Below are 17,445 nucleotides of genomic sequence, written 5' to 3'. Positions count from 1 at the left end.
GCGTCCTCGAGTGTGCTTTGTTACACTGTCGCAGTTTGACTTCTGGTTTCGCCATGCTCTGGATCGTGCTGAAATACCTCATCACCGCCGCCGTCGTCGTCCTGGTGTCGGAAGCTGCCGCGCGCTCCGATCGCCTCGGGGGCCTGGTCGCGTCCCTGCCGCTCGTGACCGTGCTGACCCTGATCTGGCTGCACGTCGAGCGCCAGCCCGAGGAAAAGATCGCCAATCACGCGTGGTACACGCTGTGGTACGTCGTACCGACGCTCCCCATGTTCGCCGCCTTCCCCTGGCTGCTGGCCCGCTTCGGCTTCTGGCCCGCGCTGGGCGCCGGGGTCGCGATCACGGTGGCCAGCCTGCTCCTGTTCGCCCTTCTGCTGAAACGCTTCGGCATCCATCTACTTTGAACGCCATGACTCCCGCCCAACTCCGCCGCATGTCCCGGCCCGCCCTCGCCGTCTCCATCGCCGCCATCCTGGCCAGCACCGTGGGCGTCCTCGTCTCCAGCAATGCCGCCGACGACAAGAAGGCGGCGGCGCCGCGCCCCGCGCTGACCGTCACGACGGCGAAGCCGGAGCAGTCACGCCTGCCGCTCAGCTTCGCCGCCAACGGCAACGTCGCCGCGTGGCAGGAAGCGGTGATCGGCAGCGAGTCGAACGGCCTGCGCTTGCAGGAGGTGAAGGTCAACGTGGGCGACGTCGTCAAGAAGGGCGAGGTGCTCGCCGTGTTCGATTCGGCGCCGGTCGAGGCGGACGTCGCGCAAGCGAAAGCCGCCCTCCAGGAAGCGGAGGCGAATGCGTCCGCCGCCCGCGCCGATGCGAAGCGGGCGCGCGCCCTGCAAAGCTCGGGCGCGCTCAGCGAACAGCAGATCACGCAATACATGACGACCGAGCGCACGGCCGCCGCGCGCGTCGCATCGGCGAAGGCGACGCTGGCCCAGCAACAGCTGCGCCTGAAGTACACGAAGGTCGTGGCGCCGGATGCCGGCGTGATTTCCGCGCGCAACGCCACCGTGGGCGCCGTCGCCGGCGTGGGCGCGGAGATGTTCCGCATGATCCGCCAGGGCCGCCTGGAATGGCGCGCCGAGGTGACGGCCGCCGAGCTCCCGCGCGTCAAGCCGGGCCAGAAGGCCGTCGTGCAGGCGGCCGGCGGCACGAAGGTGCAGGGCCGCGTGCGCACCGTCGCGCCGACCGTCGATGCGCAGAGCCGCGTCGCCCTCGTCTACGTCGACCTGCCGCCGGCGCTGTCGGCCAATGCGCCGCTGAAGGCCGGCATGTTCGCCAGCGGCCAGTTCGCGCTGGGGGAATCTCCCGCGCTGACGGTGCCGCAGCAGGCCGTCGCCGTTCGCGACGGCTTCGCGTACGTATTCCGCCTGAATGCGGACGGCCGCGTGAGCCAGTTGAAAGTCACGACGGGCCGCCGCCTCGGCGACCGCGTCGAAGTGACGGACGGCCTGCCCGCGGACGCGCTGGTCGTCACGAGCGGCGCCGGCTTCCTCAACGACGGCGACCTGGTACGCAACGTGCCTGCGCTGGCGGCGCGTTGAGGGCACGGTCATGAATTTTTCCGCGCTCTCGATCCGCAATCCGATCCCGGCGATCATGCTGTTCGCCCTCCTCACGTTCGCCGGCGTGCTGGCGTTCAAGGCGAACAAGGTGCAGGACTTCCCGGACATCGAACTGCCCATCGTCACCGTCGTCGCGACGCTCGACGGCGCCGCGCCGGCGCAGCTGGAGACGGAGGTGGCGCGCAAGATCGAGGACTCGGTCGCTACACTCCAGGGCGTCAAGAACATCTATGCGCGCGTGCTGGACGGCGTGGCCACGATCACCGTCGAGTTCATCCTCGAGAAAGACCTGTCGGACGCCGTCAACGACGTGCGCGACGCCGTCTCGCGCGTGCGCGCCGACCTGCCCGCGGAGATGCGCGACCCGAGCGTGACGAAGACGACGACCGCGGGCCGCGTCGTGCTCACGTTCACGGCGCAGGCGGCCGACGCGCACGGCAAGCCGGCGCTCGATGCGCCCGACCTGAGCTGGTTCGTCGACAACACGGTGTCCAAGCGCCTGCTCAGCGTGCCGGGCGTGGGCGCGGTCAAGCGCGTGGGTGGCGTCTACCGCGAAGTGCGCGTGGAGCTCGACGATCAAAAGATGGCCGCGCTGCGCGTGTCGGCGCTGGACGTCTCGCGCCTGCTGCGCAACGTGCAGCGCGAGGAACCGGGCGGCCGCGGGGACGTCAGCGGCGCCGAGCAATCCGTGCGCACCCTGGCGACCGTGCAGACGGCGCAGGAACTGGCGCGCATGGAGATCCCGCTGCCGGACGGCCGCCACGTGCGCCTGGACGAGATCGCGGCGGTATCCGACACGGTCGCGGAACCGCGCGCCATCGCGGAGCAGGACGGCAAGCCGGTCGTCGCCTTCGAAATCTTCCGCACGCGCGGCGCCGGCGAGATGGACGTCGCGAACGGCGTGCGCAAGGCGGTCGCCGAGCTGCAGCAAAAGCACGGCAACGTCGTGCTGCGCGAAACGATCGACAACGCGGCGCCCGTCGAGGACAACTTCGACGCGTCGATGGAAATGCTGTACGAAGGCGCCGTGCTCGCGGTGCTCGTCGTGTGGTGGTTCCTGCGCGACTGGCGCGCGACGCTCGTCGCGGCGGCCGCGCTGCCGCTGTCCGTAATTCCCGCGTTCCTCGGCCAGTACCTGTTCGGCTACACGCTGAACATGGTCACGCTGCTGTCGCTGGCGCTCGTCGTCGGCGTGCTCGTGGACGATGCGATCGTCGAGATCGAGAACATCTCGCGTCACCTGCGCATGGGGAAAACGCCGATGCAGGCCGCGCTGGAAGCGGCCGACGAAATCGGCATGGCCGTGATCGCGACGACATTCTCGCTCGTCGCCGTGTTCCTGCCGACCGCGTTCATGAGCGGCATCCCCGGCAAGTTCTTCAAGCAGTTCGGCTGGACGGCCGTGCTGGCGATCCTCGCGTCGCTGCTCGTCGCGCGCCTGCTGACGCCGATGATGGCCGCGTATCTCCTGAAACCGCTGCCGCACGCGGAAGAGCGCGACGGCGCGATCATGCGCCGCTACATGCGCACGATGCAGTGGTGCCTGCGCCACCGCGGCCTGACGATGATCGCGGCCGCGCTGTTCTTCGTCGGCTCGATCTCGCTCGTGCCGCTGCTGCCGACCGGTTTCGTGCCGCCCGCCGACCGCTCGCAAACGCAGATCAACGTCGAGCTGCCGCCCGGCTCCACGCTGGCGGAGACACGCGCCGTCGCGGAGCGCGTGCGCCAGGTGGCGATGGGCACGCCGAACGTCAAGGGCGTGTTCAGCTCCATCGGCGGCGGTTCCAGCGGCGACGCGTTCGCGCCCGGCGCGGCGGCCGAAGCGCGGCGCGCCGTGCTGACGGTGACCACCGTCGCGCGCGCGGACCGCAAGGAGAAGCTGTCGGCCGTCGAATCGGCGCTGCGCGCGCGCCTGGCCGACGTCCCCGGCGCCCGCTTCACGGTCGGCCCGCCCGACACGGGCGTCAAGATGCAGCTCGTGCTGCGCAGCGAGGATCCGGTCGCGCTGACGGCCGCCGCCCGCCGCGCCGAGCGCGAACTGCGCACGCTGCACGGCGTCGGCAACGTCAGTTCCAGCGCGTCGCTCGTGCGCCCGGAGATCATCGTGCGTCCCGATTTTGCGCGCGCCGCGGACCTGGGCGTGACGGCCGCCAGCATCGGCGAGACCGTGCGCGTGGCCACCGCCGGCGACTACGACCAGGTGCTGTCGAAGATGAACGTGTCGGAGCGCCAGGTACCCATCCGCGTGAAACTGCCGGACACGGTGCGCGCGGACCTCGACGCCATCGGCCGCCTGACGGTGCCCGGCAAGAACGGCCCCGTGCTGCTGGCGAACGTGGCGACCATCACGATGGAAAGCGGCCCGGCGCAGATCGACCGCCTGAACCGCAGCCGCAACGTGACGCTGGAAGTGGAGCTCAATGGCCGCTCGCTGGGCGAGGTGAACGCGGAAGCGCGCGCCCTGCCCGCGCTGAAGAACCTGCCGCCGAACGTGTCGATCGCGGAACTGGGCGACGCGCAGGAGATGCAGAACCTGTTCGCCAGCTTCGGCCTCGCGATGCTGATCGGCGTGCTGTGCATCTACGGCGTGCTGGTGCTGCTGTTCACGGACTTCCTGCAGCCGGTGACGATCCTCGCGGCGCTGCCGCTGTCGATCGGCGGCGCGTTCGTCGCGCTGCTGCTCACGCGTAACGCGCTGTCGATGCCGACGATGATCGGCCTGATCATGCTGATGGGGATCGTGACGAAGAACTCGATCCTGCTCGTCGACTACGCGATCCTCGCGCGCAAGGCCGGCATGAACCGCTTCGACGCGCTCGTCGACGCCTGCCACAAGCGGAGCCGCCCGATCGTCATGACGACGATCGCGATGGGCGCCGGCATGCTGCCGCTGGCGCTGGGCCTGTCGGGCGATCCGAGCTTCCGCTCGCCGATGGCGGTCGCGGTGATCGGCGGCCTGATCACGTCGACCTTGCTGAGCCTGCTGGTGGTGCCGGCCGTGTTCACGTATGTCGACGACATCGAGCACTGGTTCGGACGCCAGGCGAAGCGGCTGCGGCGGCATTCGCATCCGCCGGTGCCGAGCCGGGAAACCGTGGTGAAATGAACGCAGGCAAGGTGGCGCCGCAGGCGGCGCCATCGGTCCAGGCTTGCGCGATGAAGATCCCAATCCTGCTGGGCGGTGCCCTGCTGCTGTGCACTGCCGCCCACGCCGCACCGTCGGCGTGGGACTTCGAATACCGCGGCTTCTACGACTTCCACGGGGACGATGCTGACCATCACGCCGGCGCCGCCCGTGCCGGAGCCGGGGGCGTGGATGATGTTGGGGGGTGGGTTGTTGGTGCTTGCGGCCTTCTTCCGTCGTTCCCGCGGAGGCGGGAACCCATACTGAGCTTGATAGGACACTCAGCATGGATTCCCGCTTGCGCGAGAACGACGGCGTAATTGCACGGGAACGACGGTGTAATTAATAGTCGCGGTTGCGGCCACCCAGCAGCTTGGCCAGCACGAAGCCGGCGGCCGCGGCGATGGCGATGGCGGTGCCCGGTTTCTGGCGCACGTACTCGAAGCTGGCTTCCTTCCACTGGCCGTAGGCGTCGGTCAGCTGTTGCTGGCGCTGGCCCAGGTTCAGCGAGGCGCCGCTCAGCACGCCCTGCAGCTTGTCGACGCCGGCGTGGGCGCTGGATGCCAGGCGGTCGACGACCGGCTGCACGCTGTTGACGGCCTTGTCGACCATCGGCTTCGCGGCGTCGGCGGCCTTGTCGATCGACTCGTGCAGGCCCTGTGCGCGGGCATTCACTTGCGCACCCAGGTCCTTCGAATCGCCACCCACACCCGAGCCGGTGGCGGCGCCGGTGCTCTGGCTGTTCTGGCTGCCGCTGCCGCTCGAACCCAGCGAGCTGCCGCCGATGCTCGAGTTCGTACCGCTGGCGCTGGAGCCCGAGGCGCTCATCGACCCCATGGAACCCGGACCCGACGACGATGCGTTGCCGGCATTGCTGGTGCCGCCCACGGCGCCGGAGCTGGACGCGGTGGCGCCGCCGGTGCTGCTGCCGGTTGTCGAGCTCTGCTGATCCTTGCCCTGGTTCTGCTGGCTGCTCTTGTTCAGGCTGCCCGAACCGGCCGTGCTGCCCATATTGCCCGAGCCGCTGGCGTTCGGCAGGTTGCTGTCCTTGCCCTGGTTGCCCAAACCCAGGTTGCTGCCTTTTGCTTCGCTCGACTTCTGATTATCCATGATGAATTCCTCTTGTAAGATTTTTGACCAATGCGGAGATAACCGATCTTCTTGACCGTGCATCCGTTCAAAAGTTCGACCGATAGGCGGTCCTTCACGTCGCGCCCAAGCGCGATGTCGGAGCGACACCGACGCAATGCGGTGTCTCAATAAAAAAAATATAACTTTTAGTCGATCCGGACTGTGCGCTGCATAACAAAGCGCAGGACGGAAGCGAGCGGGACGCTCAGGGCGCGGACGCGCGGGCGTTCGCGACCAGGTCGCGCGCACCGGCAAAGACTTGCGGATAGTCACCGGCGCATTGCGCGCGCTCGGCGGCGATGCGCTGGCGGTTGGCGGCCAAGGTGTCCGCGCCGAGGCGGAAGCCGAACGCCGTTTCGCCGCCGAGGACGCGCTGCAGGATGCGCTCGCCCAGGGCCGACTTGAAATGGCCGGCTTCCCAGTACCAGCGCGTCGCCGTGCGCGTGTCGCCGGGGGCGGGGATGCGTTCGCAGCGCATGCCGCCATAGCCGCTGAAGTCCCACACGTCGATGCGGGCATTCGGATAGCGGGCGCGCACGGCGTCCGCCTCGCGCACCAGCAACTGCCTCCAGTCGTCCATCGTGGATTGCAGGCCCGCTTCCTCGAACATGGCCATCAGCTGCGCGTGGTACGGGTAGATCACCAGGTGCACCTCGGTGCGGTCGCGCGCCATCGTGTCCAGCAGCGTGCGCAGGCGATCGATGCTTTCCGAACGGTTCGTGCCAGCAACGAACAGGTTGTGCGGCTTGCGCACGAGGTTTTTCGCGTTGTCCCCGGCCTTTTGCTGGAAGATCGCGTAATAACCTTCCTGGCGCGCGAACTGATTGTAGTTGCGCAGCGGCGTCTGGCCGCGCCCCGTCATGGTTTCCGGATCCGCCGCCTTCTGCAGGCGCACGGTGCGCAGCGCGTCGGACACGGACTTGATCGAGAACAGCATATCGAACCGCCATTGCCACGGCAACGGTGCGCCGGACGCAGGCGGGGCCGGGGCCTCGTCCGGCTTGACGAGGAAGTCCAGGAACTCGACGCCGATCACGGCCATCGCGGCCGGCGCGGCGCTCCCGCGCAGTCGCGCGTACATGCGCTCGGAGACGGTCAGGCTCGTGCCCGACAGCCCCATATTGTAGGCCGTGCGGCCATGCGCGCTCACCTGCGGGCTGTCCGGATCGAGGCCGACTTCGACGCGCGAATTCCCCAGCAGGATCAGGTCGGGCCGCACGGCCGCGGCCTGGGCCAGCTTGATCTGCTCGCGGTATTGTTCCGGCAGCGGCTTCACATGGTTCAGTGCCGGACTGTCGACGAACCCGTACAGGTGGTACGGGTCGATGACGGCCACGAAGCCCGTGACCAGCAGCACGCCGGCGCCGACGACCGCGCCGCACCACGCGGTAAAGCGCCGGTAGGACGCCTGGGGTTGTACCGCGGCCGCGCCGGCTATCACCCCGGTGTCGTCGTCATAGCCTCGGATCTGTTCCATGGGCGCCCCGCATCAGAACTGGAAATACAGGAATTCGGCGGGGCGGCTGAGCGACAGCAGGCTGCCGAGCAGGATCGCCCCGATGTAGAAGCTCCAGCGCCGCGACGGCTGCCAGAGCTGCCAGCGGGCGGCCAGCCGCGGCCCGGCCATCGTGCCGAGCGCCGCCTCGTAGCGGCCCATGATCTGCTGGGTATTGGGCAGGCAGAACGCGATGAAGCCGCCGATGACGACCCATTGCCACGTCTCGATGAAGCGCGACCCGCCGCCGAGGTAGAACGTCACGCCCCATTGCTCGAGCAGCGCCTTCAGCGGTCCGAGCTGCTGGCCGATCGACGCCGGCAGGCCGATGCCGTCCAGGCCGGCCATGCCGTGCAGGATCGTCATCGCCTTGTCGAAGCTGGTGGCGCGGAAGAACACCCACGCCACGCACACGGCCGCGAACGTCAGCGCCCAGCTGAACACGGCCCAGGCGCGGCCGCGCGGCAGGCGCAGCCTGTCCGCCACCGCGTTCCAGCCGTGGTTGATGACGAGGTAGATCCCGTGCAGCGCGCCCCAGATGACGAAGTTCATGCCGGCGCCATGCCACAGGCCGCCCAGCAGCATCGTCGCCAGCAGGTTGACGTAGCGGCGCACGGGCCCCTTGCGGTTGCCGCCCAGCGGCACGTACAGGTAGTCGCGCAGGAAGCGCGACAGGGTCATGTGCCAGCGGCGCCAGAAATCGACGATATTGGCGGCTTTATAGGGCGAATCGAAGTTCAGCGGCAGGCGGATGCCGAACATCAGCGAGATGCCGATCGCCATGTCGGAGTAGCCGGAAAAGTCGAAGTACAGCTGGAACGCATACGCCAGCACGCCGCCCCACGCGTTCGCGAGCGAGAAGATGTCCGCCATGTCGAACAGGAAGTTGGCATGCGGCGCCAGGTTGTCCGCGATGAGGACTTTCTTGGCGAGGCCGATCGCGAAAATGCTGAGGCCGACCGCGAAGTCCTGGAACGAAAAGCGGTAGCTGGCAGGCTTGTCGAACTGCGGCATCATCTCCGCGTGGTGCAGCACGGGGCCCGCGATCAGGTGCGGGAAATAGGTGATGAACAGCACGTAGTGCAGGAAGCGCGCTTCCTTGACCTTGCCCTGGTAGGTGTCGACGAGATAGGCGATCTGGGTGAACGTGAAGAAGGAAATACCGATCGGCAGCACGACGTGCAGCAGCGGGATGTCGGCGTGAGCCAGCCAGTTCGCGCCCGAGATGAAGAAGTCGGCGTATTTGTAATAGGCGAGCAGGCCCAGGTCGGTGGCCACGGCCGCCGTCAGCCACCGCTTGCGCGCGGGACCGGCCGCATGCCCGATGCGCTGCCCCATCCAGTAGTTGAAGACGATGGAGCCCAGCAGCAGCGGAATGTAGTAATAGCTCCACCAGCCATAGAACGTCAGCGACGCGAGCGCCAGCCAACCGGCAGCCTGGACGTGGCTCCGGCGTGCCAGCAGGAAGTAGCCGATGGCGGTGACAGGCAGGAACAGGAACAGGAAGGTGAAGGAATTGAAGAGCATGGCGACCGGTCGGGGCTGGGTTACCGCACGGAGAGCGGATGCCGGTCCATGCGCGTTACCACAGGAAAACCGTTGTAGTAACAATAGCAAAATTCACCAAAAAAGACGCACAAAATACTTAACAATCCTGCAAATATAACATCATTTCTTGCGCCGACCATTTGTTTTAGACGCAATTTTCAGCATGACGACAACAAGAAGAGGCGCGAACCGGCCCGAGAGGAGGATGCAGGGAAGAATTTATGACTAGAACCAAAAGCAAAAAGGGCCACCCGCTTGGGTGGCCCTTCTCACTGTGTTGGTGCCGCTGACCGGAATCGAACTGGTGACCTTCGCATTACGAATGCGCTGCTCTACCGACTGAGCTACAGCGGCTAAACCGGAACAACCGTTTAACCTGTGTCCGTGCTACCTGCCATCAGACTGTTGGCGACCCGAGGTCTCGCGTGCTTCGCTCATCAGATGAGCTGCAGCGCGAAGGAGCCCGCATTCTAACAACAACTTCCCAAACTTGCTAGTCCGACTCGGCAATTTTATGCGAACACGCTGAAAATTATTCCTGGTGGTAGCTCGTCACGCGCTCCACCTCGCTCTTCGAGCCCAGGAACACGGGCACGCGCTGGTGCAGTTTCTGCGGCGCGATGTCGAGGATGCGCTGGCGGCCGTCCGTCGCGGCGCCACCCGCCTGCTCGACGATGAACGCCATCGGGTTCGCTTCGTACATCAGGCGCAGCTTGCCCGGCTGCGACGGATCGCGCTGGTCGGCCGGGTACATGAAGATGCCGCCGCGGTTCAGGATGCGGTGCACGTCGGCCACCATCGAGGCGATCCAGCGCATATTGAAATCCTTGCCGCGCGGACCGGTTTTGCCGGCCAACATTTCGTCGACATAGCGCGTGACGGGCGGATACCAGTGGCGCTGGTTCGACATGTTGATGGCGAATTCCTTCGTCTCTTCCGGGATCTGCAGGTCCTTCTGCGTGAGCACCCACGAACCCATCTCGCGGTCCAGGGTGAAGCAGTTGACGCCCGCGCCCGTGGTCAGCACCAGCATCGTCTGCGGGCCGTACACGGCATAGCCGGCCGCGACCTGCTGGCTGCCCGGTTGCATGAAGTCGGCTTCGGTCGGGGCCGTCATGCCTTCCGGTGCCTTCAGCACGGAGAAGATGGTGCCGATGGAAACGTTGACGTCGATGTTCGACGAGCCGTCCAGCGGATCGAACAGCAGCATGTATTCGCCCATCGGATAGCGGTTCGGGATCGGGTGGATGGATTCCATTTCTTCCGATGCCATCGCCGCCAGGTGGCCGCCCCATTCATTGGCTTCGAGCAGGATCTCGTTGGAGATCACGTCGAGCTTCTTCTGCACCTCGCCCTGGATGTTTTCCGTGTTCGCGCTGCCGAGGATGTCGCCGAGCGCACCCTTGCCGACCGAGTGGGAAATGGTCTTGCAGGCGCGGGCCACCACCTCGATCAGGAGGCGCAGCGATGCCGGGATATTGTTGTGGAGACGCTGTTCCTCGACGAGGTATTGCGTCAGGCTGACACGTTTCATGGACTTCCTTTGGTTATGTAAATGAATTCTTAGTTGGCGAGGGCCTTGCTGACCACTTCGCGCACGTCGTTCGACAGCTTCGCTTGCCCCGCGACCTGCTGCAGCGCCCGCTTCATGTGGGCCTGCAGGTCCGGCGTGTAGCGGCGCCAGCGGTCCATCGCGCGGGCCAGGCGGCTGGCGACCTGCGGGTTCAGCGCGTCCAGCGCGATCACCTGCTCGGCCCAGAAGCCGTAGCCGCTGCCGTCCGGCGCGTGGAAGCCCATCGCATTGCCGGCACAGAAGGTAGACACCAGGCTGCGCGCACGGTTCGGGTTCCTCAAGGTGAAGGCCTTGTGCGTCATCAATTCGCGTACGCGAGCGACGTCCGTGGTCGGGGCTGCGGCCTGCATCGCGAACCATTTGTCCACGACCAGCGCTTCACCCTGGAATTCGTCGTAGAAGCGTTGCAGCGCATCCGCCGCCGCGGGCGCGCGCGCATGCACGAGGGCCGACAGCGCGGCCACGCGGTCCGTCATGTTCGTTGCGCCGTCGAACTGTTTCTGCGCGAGGGCCAGGCTCGCCTCGTCCGGCGCGGCATTCAAATAGGCCAGCGCGAGGTTCTTCAGGGCGCGCTTGCCGATCGACCCGGCATCCGGGCTGTACTCGCCCGGCGTCTGGTTGGCGTCGTACTGGGCCAGCAGCTCTGTGCGCAGGCGCGCGCCGATGTCGGCGCGGACGAACTGGCGCGCCAGGTGGATGGCGAGCGGGTCGACGACGTCCAGCTGGTCGGCGATCATCGATTCCGTCGGCAGCAGCAGCGCCTGCTCGCGGAAGGACGGATCGAGCGTGTCGTCCACGAGGATCTTGCGCATGGCGTCGATGAACGTGTCGTCCAGGTCGAGCCGGTCGACGCCGGCGCCGGCCACCTGCCCGGTCAGCTTCAGCAGGCGGCTCATCGCGAGGCGCTGGCCCGCTTCCCAGCGGTTGACGGAGTCGCTGTCGTGGCTGAACAGGTGCACCAGTTCGGCGTCGCTGTAGCCATGCTTCAGGATCACCGGCGCGGAAAAGTCGCGCAGGATCGACGGCGTCGGCTGTTCCGTCACGCCCGTGAAGACGAAGGTCTGGTCGCTGTCCGTCAGCTCCAGCACGGCCGTCGTGCCGAGGTTCTTGCCATCCACGGTCAGCGGCAGGTCGCGGCCGTCGCGGCCCAGCAGTCCGACGGCGACCGGGATGTGGAACGGCAGCTTTTCCGGCTGGCCCGGCGTCGACGGGCACGACTGGATCAAGCGCAGCGTGTACGTCTGCGCCTGCTCGTCCCAACGCGTCTCGGCCTGCACGACCGGCGTGCCGGCCTGGCTGTACCAGCGCTCGAACTGCGTCAGGTCGCGGCCGTTGGCATCGGCCATCGCCAGGCGGAAATCGTCGCACGTGACGGCCTGCTCGTCGTGGCGCTGGAAGTACAGGTCCATGCCCTTGCGGAAGCCGTCGCGGCCCAGCAGGGTCTGGTACATGCGCACGACTTCGGCGCCCTTCTCGTAGACGGTGACGGTATAAAAATTATTGATCTCGACGAAGGAGTCGGGGCGGACCGGGTGGGCCATCGGGCCCGCGTCTTCCGGAAACTGGGCCTGGCGCAGGGTGCGCACCTGGTCGATGCGGGTGACGGCGCGGCCCGTGTTCGTGCCGATCATGTCGGCCGAAAATTCCTGGTCGCGGAACACGGTCAGGCCTTCCTTCAGCGACAGCTGGAACCAGTCGCGGCAGGTGACGCGGTTGCCCGTCCAGTTGTGGAAGTATTCGTGGCCGACGACGGCCTCGATGCCCTGGAAGTCGACGTCCGTCGCGACGCGCGGATTGGCCAGCACGAACTTCGTGTTGAAGATGTTCAGGCCCTTGTTTTCCATCGCGCCCATGTTGAAGTCGCCCACGGCGACGATCATGAAGCGGTCCAGGTCGAGTTCCAGGTTCCAGCGTTCCTCGTCCCAGCGGATGCTGTGCTTCAGCGACTGCATCGCGTAGTCCGTCTTGTCGAGATTGCCCTCTTCCACCCAGACCTGCAGCAGCGCGGTGCGGCCGTCGGCCAGTTCGAAGTTCTCTTCCTGGCAGACGAGGCGCGCGGCGACGAGGGCGAACAGGTACGACGGTTTCTTGAACGGGTCTTCCCACAGCGCGTAGTGGCGGCCATTGTCGAGGTCGCCTTCTTCGATCAGGTTACCGTTCGACAGCAGCACCGGGTACTTGTCCTTGTCGGCGCGCAGCATGACGGTGAAGCGCGCCATCACGTCCGGGCGGTCTGGAAAGTAGGTGATCCGACGAAAACCTTCGGCTTCGCACTGCGTATAGAAGCTGCCATTGGACGTGTACAGGCCGCTGAGGGTAGTATTGCTCTCCGGAACGCAAATGGTCTCGATTTCCAGCGTCGCTTCTTCCGGGGCGTTGGGGATGCGCAGCAGGGTGCCTTCGATCACGTAATCGCCCTCGCCCAGCGTGCGGCCGTTCAGGCGCAAGGTCACCAGTTCGATGTCTTCGCCGTACAGCTCGATTTCGCGCTGCGCGCTGGCAGGGTTGCGGCGCACCGTCATCCGGTTGGCGACGACGGTACGGGCGGGGTCGAGGTCGAAGCCGAGTTCAACGGTATCGACCAGGTAGCTGGGGGCAGTGTAATCCTTCCGGTAGATAGTCTGGGGCGTATCGGTGCGCATGGTCGGGAGTCCGCAAAGCCGTTGGTGGGATGCTTATTTTACCAACAGCTTTACACCACGATCCGTACCTTTCGAATGTATCGCCATGTACAGGTAGTAACCACGCGTAAATGTATCGACGTACAACACGCATCAGGAATAATATGGTCTCCTGAACAAGACCGATTACAGGAATTGAAACCCGACACATCGGGAACCGAATAGATGGAGCTCGTCATGAAACGTACCATGATCACGGCGGTCGCATCGCTGAGCCTGTTGCTGGGCGGCTGCGCGACGACGATCCGCAGTGACGTCACCACCTTCAACCAGTGGCCCGCCCAGCTGCCCGACAAGAGCTATGCGTTCGAGACGCCGCCTCCGCAGGACAACACGCTGGAGCTGCAGAGCTACGAAAACCTCGTGCGCGCCCAGCTCGCCCGCCTCGGCTTCCACGAGGCGCAGGGGTCGCCCGCGCTGAAGGTGTCGATGCGCTTCTCGACCATCGACGTGCCCACGCAGGTGCTGTACCCGACCTTCGCGCCGACGTACTACTCGCCCCGCTTCGCCTACATGGGCTGGCGCCGGCGCTACTGGGGCGGCTGGTACAGCCCGTTCTACGATCCGTTCTGGGGTCCGGTGCCGGCCTATGACGTGCAGGAAGAACACCGCTACCACCGCCAGTTGCAGCTGTCGATCGCGTCGGCCGCGGATGGCAAGCGCCTGTTCGACGTCACGGTGCGTAACGTGAGCCGGCAGATGTCGACGCCGGTCGTGATGCCGGCCCTCGTGCAGAGTGCGTTCGAGGGGTTCCCGGGGCCGAATGGCGGGTCGCGCGTGATCGAGTTGAAGCAGGAGCCGCGGCAGAACGGCTGACACTACCGTCGTCCCCGCGAAAGCGGGGACCCATACTGAGCCTCAGAAATCGCGACTTCGGGAGCATGGATTCCCGCTTTCGCGGGAATGACGTGCTGACACCTTAGCCGAGATACGCCTCGGACAGGAACGTAATCCCGATAATCAGCAGCACCGCCAGCATCAACACCACGAGCAGGCGCCCGAAGTGCGGTTCCGCCGCAGGTTGCGGATCGATCGGCGGTTCGTTGTCGTCGCTAAATTCTCTCATGGCAGCAAAATGGTCTTGCCCGTCGTGCGGCGCCCTTCGAGGGCGATGTGGGCCTGGGCCGCGTCGGCGAGGGGAAAACGCTGGTGGATGTCGATGCTCACTTTACCGCTCGCCACGACGTCGAACAGGTCGGCCGCCATCGCGTCCCGCTGCGCGCGCGTGGCCGCATACGACTGCAGCGTGGGCCGCGTGATGTACAGCGAGCCGCGCGATGCCAGTTCGTTCAGCGCGAACGGCGGCACCGGCCCCGACGAATTGCCGAAGCTGACCATCAGCCCGCGCGGCCGCAGGCAGTCCAGCGAGCGCGTGAACATGTCCTTGCCGACCGAATCGTAGACGACCGGCACCTTTGCGCCGTTCGTGATCTCCAGTACGCGCTGCACGACATCCTCGTCACGATAGTTGATGACATGCGCCGCCCCACGCTGCCGCGCCAGCGCCGCTTTCTCGTTTGACCCCACCGTGCCGATGAGGTTCACGCCCAGCGCCCGCGCCCATTGGCACGCGATCAGCCCGACGCCGCCGGCCGCCGCGTGGAACAGGATCGTCTCGCCCGGCTGCACGGCATGGGTCTGCTTGAGGAGGTATTGCACGGTCAGCCCCTGCAGCATCATCGCGGCGCCCGTCTCGAACGAGATGGCGTCCGGCAGGTGCACGAGCACGTCGGCCGGCATCACGCGCAGCTGGCTGTAGGCACCGTTCGGACGGGCCGCGTACGCGACGCGGTCGCCCGGCTTGACGTGCGTGACGCCCTCGCCCACCGCCTCGACGACGCCCGCCGCTTCCTGGCCGAGGCCGTTCGGCAGATCGAGCGGATACAGCCCCGAGCGGAAATACGTGTCGATGAAATTCACGCCGATCGCGTGGTTGCGCACGCGCGCCTCACCGGGGCCGGGATCGCCGACCTCGACGTCGACGTATTCCAGCACCTCGGGCCCGCCGGTGCGCGCGAAGCGGATCGCCTTTGCCGTCGTCATGACCGTTCTCCCCGGGAATCAGTCGGCCTTCGACTGCAGTTGCGACAGCACCAGGTGGGCGCTCGCCACGTTCGTCGCGCACGGGATGTTGTGCACGTCGCAGGCGCGGACCAGCGCGTTGATGTCCGGTTCGTGCGGCTGCGGGGTCATCGGGTCGCGCAGGAAGATCACGCAATCGATCTCGCCCTCGACGAGCTGGGCGCCGATCTGCAGGTCGCCGCCGACGGGACCGGAATGCATGCGCGTCACTTCCAGGCCCAGCTCGTTGATCAGGCGGCCGCCCGTGGTGCCGGTGGCCGACAGCGTGCAGCCGCGCAGGAAATCCACGTACTCGGCGGCGAGCGCGATCATGTCGTCTTTTTTCTTGTCGTGGGCGATCAGGGCGATGCGAGGTTTCATGTTCCGTTCCGTTTCGGTTTGTCAGGGTGTTTTTTTCTTCGACAGCAAATAGATCCCGCCCAGCACCAGGCCCGTTCCGGCCAGTTGCACGGTCGTGATCGGTTCTCCCAGCAGCGCCCAGCCCAGGAACAGCGTCGACACCGGACCGATCATGCCGGCCTGGGATGCCGTCGTCGCACCGATGCGCTGGACCGCCGCCATCGTCATGAAGACGGGGAAGATGGTACAGAATATCCCATTCACGAGCGAGAGCCCGTAAACCGGCAGCGGCTGCACCAGCATGCTGGCGGGCCGCAGGATGAAGAATTGCGCGATGCACGCGGCGCTCGACACGCACATCGCGTACGCGACGAGGCGCAGCGAGCCGATGCGGCGCACCATCTCGCCCGTGCCGAGCAGATAGGCCGCGTAGCACGCCGCCGAACCGAGCACCAGCAGCGAGCCCGTGACCGTGCTCCCCCCGCCGCCCTTCAGGTCGTGCGCGAACACGAGCACGATGCCGCAGTACGACAGCGCCAGCGCGATCCACTCCGCGCGGCCGATGCGGCGCTTGAAGACGAGCGCCGTGATCAGGAGGACGAACGTGGGCGTGAGGAACAGGATCAGGCGTTCCAGGCCCACCGAGATGTATTGCAGGCCGAGGAAATCGAGGTAGCTCGACAGGTAGTAGCCGATCAGGCCCAGTCCGGCGAGACGCCAGCGGTCGCGTACGGCGAGCGGCGGCTCGGTCCGCATCTTCCACACCGCCACGGCCGCAAACACCGGAAGCGAGAACAGCATTCTGAACGCGATCAATGTGACGGCGTCGATGTGGTAGCGGTACAGCAGTTTGGCAACGATGGCCTTCGTGGAGAACAGAACGGCACCGCCGATGGCGATCGCCAGGCCGCCCAGCGCGGCCGGGCGTGTGGTCGGTACAACAGGTAAGTCGGCTGCAGTTTTACTCATCCGACGATTGTACGGGGAATCCGCATAGCCGGCTGAGGACGCCTCCGAACGCAGCCGGCCGGGTGCGGTCCAATCGCTGTCGATACTCAACCGCATCACAGCTCAACTTTTCGGGAGATGTCCATGGCACACAGCGCAACGATGCAACCGGCCGGAGCGCGCGCCCGATGAGCCGCGCCAGCGGCGTCGGCCGCCCCGGTGCCGACCGCACCGTCGTCCTCACCCTGCTCGTGCTGCTCGCGGCGCTGTGCTGGGCGTATCTGCTGTTTCGCGTCGGTCGCCTGTCGCCGCTGGGGACGGGTAACGCGGGCCATTTCCGGGTCGGGCCGTACCACGCGGACGACCTCGCGCGCCTGCTGGCGCTGTGGACCGTCGTCATCGCCGCGATGATGCTGCCGGCGGCCGCGCCGTCCGTGCTGCTGTACGCCCGCGTGAAGCGGCTCGTGCGCGAGCGCTGGGTCTATCCGTCCACGTTCCTGTTCATGCTGGGCTATCTGTTCGTCTGGACGTGCTGCGCCCTCGCCGCGACGCTGGCCGACTGGCAGCTGCACGACGCCGGCGGGCTCGACGAGACGATGGCCATCGCGCACCCGACGGTCGGCGCCCTCGCCCTCGTCGCGGCCGGGGTCTACCAGTGGACGCCCGCCAAGCACGCCTGCCTGGACAATTGCCGCGCGCCGCTGGCGTTCGTCCTGACGCACTGGCGCCGGGGGATGTGGGGCGCGTTCCGCATGGGCGTCGCGGATGCGCGGTATTGCACGGGCTGCTGCTGGCTGCTGCTCGCGCTCGTGCTGCCGGCCGGCGTGCTGAACCTGCCCGTCATCGCCGGGCTCATCGCGCTGATCCTCGCCGAAAAACTGCTGCCCGGCGGGCATGTGGTGGCGTGCGCGACGGGGCTCGGGCTGGTCGGACTGGGCACGGCGTTGTTGTTTCCCTGAC

At 66.5% G+C, this 17,445-nt stretch carries 15 protein-coding genes and 1 tRNA gene; 6 read left to right on the top strand and 10 right to left on the bottom strand.

Features of this window, described 5'->3' with window-relative positions:
* The first annotated feature begins 53 nt into the window (after positions 1-53).
* The 4 genes from ASD28_RS17055 to ASD28_RS33345 all read left to right on the top strand — a co-directional run bounded on the left by ASD28_RS17055 (position 54) and on the right by ASD28_RS33345 (position 4,955).
* Positions 54-404 (top strand): DUF3147 family protein, encoded by a 351-nt coding sequence (locus ASD28_RS17055; protein ID WP_056130424.1) that lies wholly within the window; start codon positions 54-56, stop codon positions 402-404.
* Between the two features lie 5 nt (positions 405-409).
* The gene (locus tag ASD28_RS17050; protein WP_056130421.1) at positions 410-1,543 is read left to right on the top strand and encodes an efflux RND transporter periplasmic adaptor subunit; all 1,134 of its coding nucleotides are present in this window, start codon (positions 410-412) and stop codon (positions 1,541-1,543) included.
* A 10-nt stretch (positions 1,544-1,553) separates the two neighbouring features.
* Positions 1,554-4,670 (top strand): efflux RND transporter permease subunit, encoded by a 3,117-nt coding sequence (locus ASD28_RS17045; RefSeq protein ID WP_056130418.1) that lies wholly within the window; start codon positions 1,554-1,556, stop codon positions 4,668-4,670.
* A 162-nt stretch (positions 4,671-4,832) separates the two neighbouring features.
* A complete protein-coding gene (locus ASD28_RS33345; RefSeq protein ID WP_082577132.1) occupies positions 4,833-4,955 on the top strand; it encodes a PEP-CTERM sorting domain-containing protein in 123 nt (40 codons plus the stop codon).
* Positions 4,956-5,030: 75 nt separating this feature from the next.
* Here the strand turns inward: ASD28_RS33345 and ASD28_RS17035 are convergent, their stop codons facing one another.
* The 6 genes from ASD28_RS17035 to pepN all read right to left on the bottom strand — a co-directional run bounded on the left by ASD28_RS17035 (position 5,031) and on the right by pepN (position 13,077).
* Positions 5,031-5,798, bottom strand: a complete 768-nt coding sequence (locus ASD28_RS17035) for a hypothetical protein (RefSeq protein ID WP_056130410.1) — start codon at positions 5,796-5,798, stop codon at positions 5,031-5,033.
* Positions 5,799-6,024: 226 nt separating this feature from the next.
* A complete protein-coding gene (locus tag ASD28_RS17030) occupies positions 6,025-7,296 on the bottom strand; it encodes a hypothetical protein (RefSeq protein ID WP_056130407.1) in 1,272 nt (423 codons plus the stop codon).
* Positions 7,297-7,308: 12 nt separating this feature from the next.
* Positions 7,309-8,841, bottom strand: coding sequence for an MBOAT family protein (locus ASD28_RS17025; RefSeq protein ID WP_056130405.1), 1,533 nt, complete (start codon positions 8,839-8,841; stop codon positions 7,309-7,311).
* Between the two features lie 299 nt (positions 8,842-9,140).
* Positions 9,141-9,216: transfer RNA gene (locus tag ASD28_RS17020), tRNA-Thr, on the bottom strand.
* Positions 9,217-9,394: 178 nt separating this feature from the next.
* A complete protein-coding gene (locus ASD28_RS17015; RefSeq protein ID WP_056130402.1) occupies positions 9,395-10,396 on the bottom strand; it encodes a class 1 fructose-bisphosphatase in 1,002 nt (333 codons plus the stop codon).
* Between the two features lie 29 nt (positions 10,397-10,425).
* Positions 10,426-13,077: an aminopeptidase N gene (pepN, locus tag ASD28_RS17010; protein WP_056130400.1), complete on the bottom strand. Its 2,652-nt coding sequence runs from the start codon at positions 13,075-13,077 to the stop codon at positions 10,426-10,428.
* Between the two features lie 216 nt (positions 13,078-13,293).
* Between pepN and ASD28_RS17005 the strand changes: the two genes are divergently transcribed.
* Positions 13,294-13,932 (top strand): DUF4136 domain-containing protein, encoded by a 639-nt coding sequence (locus ASD28_RS17005; RefSeq protein WP_056130917.1) that lies wholly within the window; start codon positions 13,294-13,296, stop codon positions 13,930-13,932.
* Positions 13,933-14,035: 103 nt separating this feature from the next.
* On the opposite strand, the gene ASD28_RS32465 is transcribed toward ASD28_RS17005, so the two are convergent.
* From ASD28_RS32465 to ASD28_RS16990, 4 genes are read right to left on the bottom strand one after another with little or no spacing between them, the layout of a single operon-like run.
* Positions 14,036-14,182, bottom strand: a complete 147-nt coding sequence (locus tag ASD28_RS32465) for a hypothetical protein (RefSeq protein ID WP_200948778.1) — start codon at positions 14,180-14,182, stop codon at positions 14,036-14,038.
* A complete protein-coding gene (locus tag ASD28_RS17000; RefSeq protein WP_056130398.1) occupies positions 14,179-15,159 on the bottom strand; it encodes a quinone oxidoreductase in 981 nt (326 codons plus the stop codon). Before ASD28_RS17000 ends, ASD28_RS32465 begins: the two co-directional genes overlap by 4 nt.
* 18 nt (positions 15,160-15,177) lie before the next feature.
* Positions 15,178-15,558 (bottom strand): methylglyoxal synthase, encoded by a 381-nt coding sequence (locus ASD28_RS16995; protein ID WP_056130395.1) that lies wholly within the window; start codon positions 15,556-15,558, stop codon positions 15,178-15,180.
* A 21-nt stretch (positions 15,559-15,579) separates the two neighbouring features.
* Positions 15,580-16,506: a DMT family transporter gene (locus ASD28_RS16990; protein WP_056130392.1), complete on the bottom strand. Its 927-nt coding sequence runs from the start codon at positions 16,504-16,506 to the stop codon at positions 15,580-15,582.
* Between the two features lie 167 nt (positions 16,507-16,673).
* On the opposite strand from ASD28_RS16990, the gene ASD28_RS16985 reads away from it, so the two are divergent.
* Positions 16,674-17,444 carry a DUF2182 domain-containing protein gene (locus ASD28_RS16985; RefSeq protein WP_056130390.1) on the top strand — a complete coding sequence of 257 codons (771 nt, stop codon included), beginning with the start codon at positions 16,674-16,676 and terminating at the stop codon, positions 17,442-17,444.
* Position 17,445 lies beyond the last annotated feature (1 nt).

Source organism: Massilia sp. Root133 (genome assembly GCF_001426525.1).
GTDB classification, from domain to species: Bacteria; Pseudomonadota; Gammaproteobacteria; order Burkholderiales; family Burkholderiaceae_D; genus Telluria; species Telluria orientalis.
Note: the sequence above shows the minus strand (reverse complement) of the source record. Positions and strands in the feature narration are given on the sequence as shown.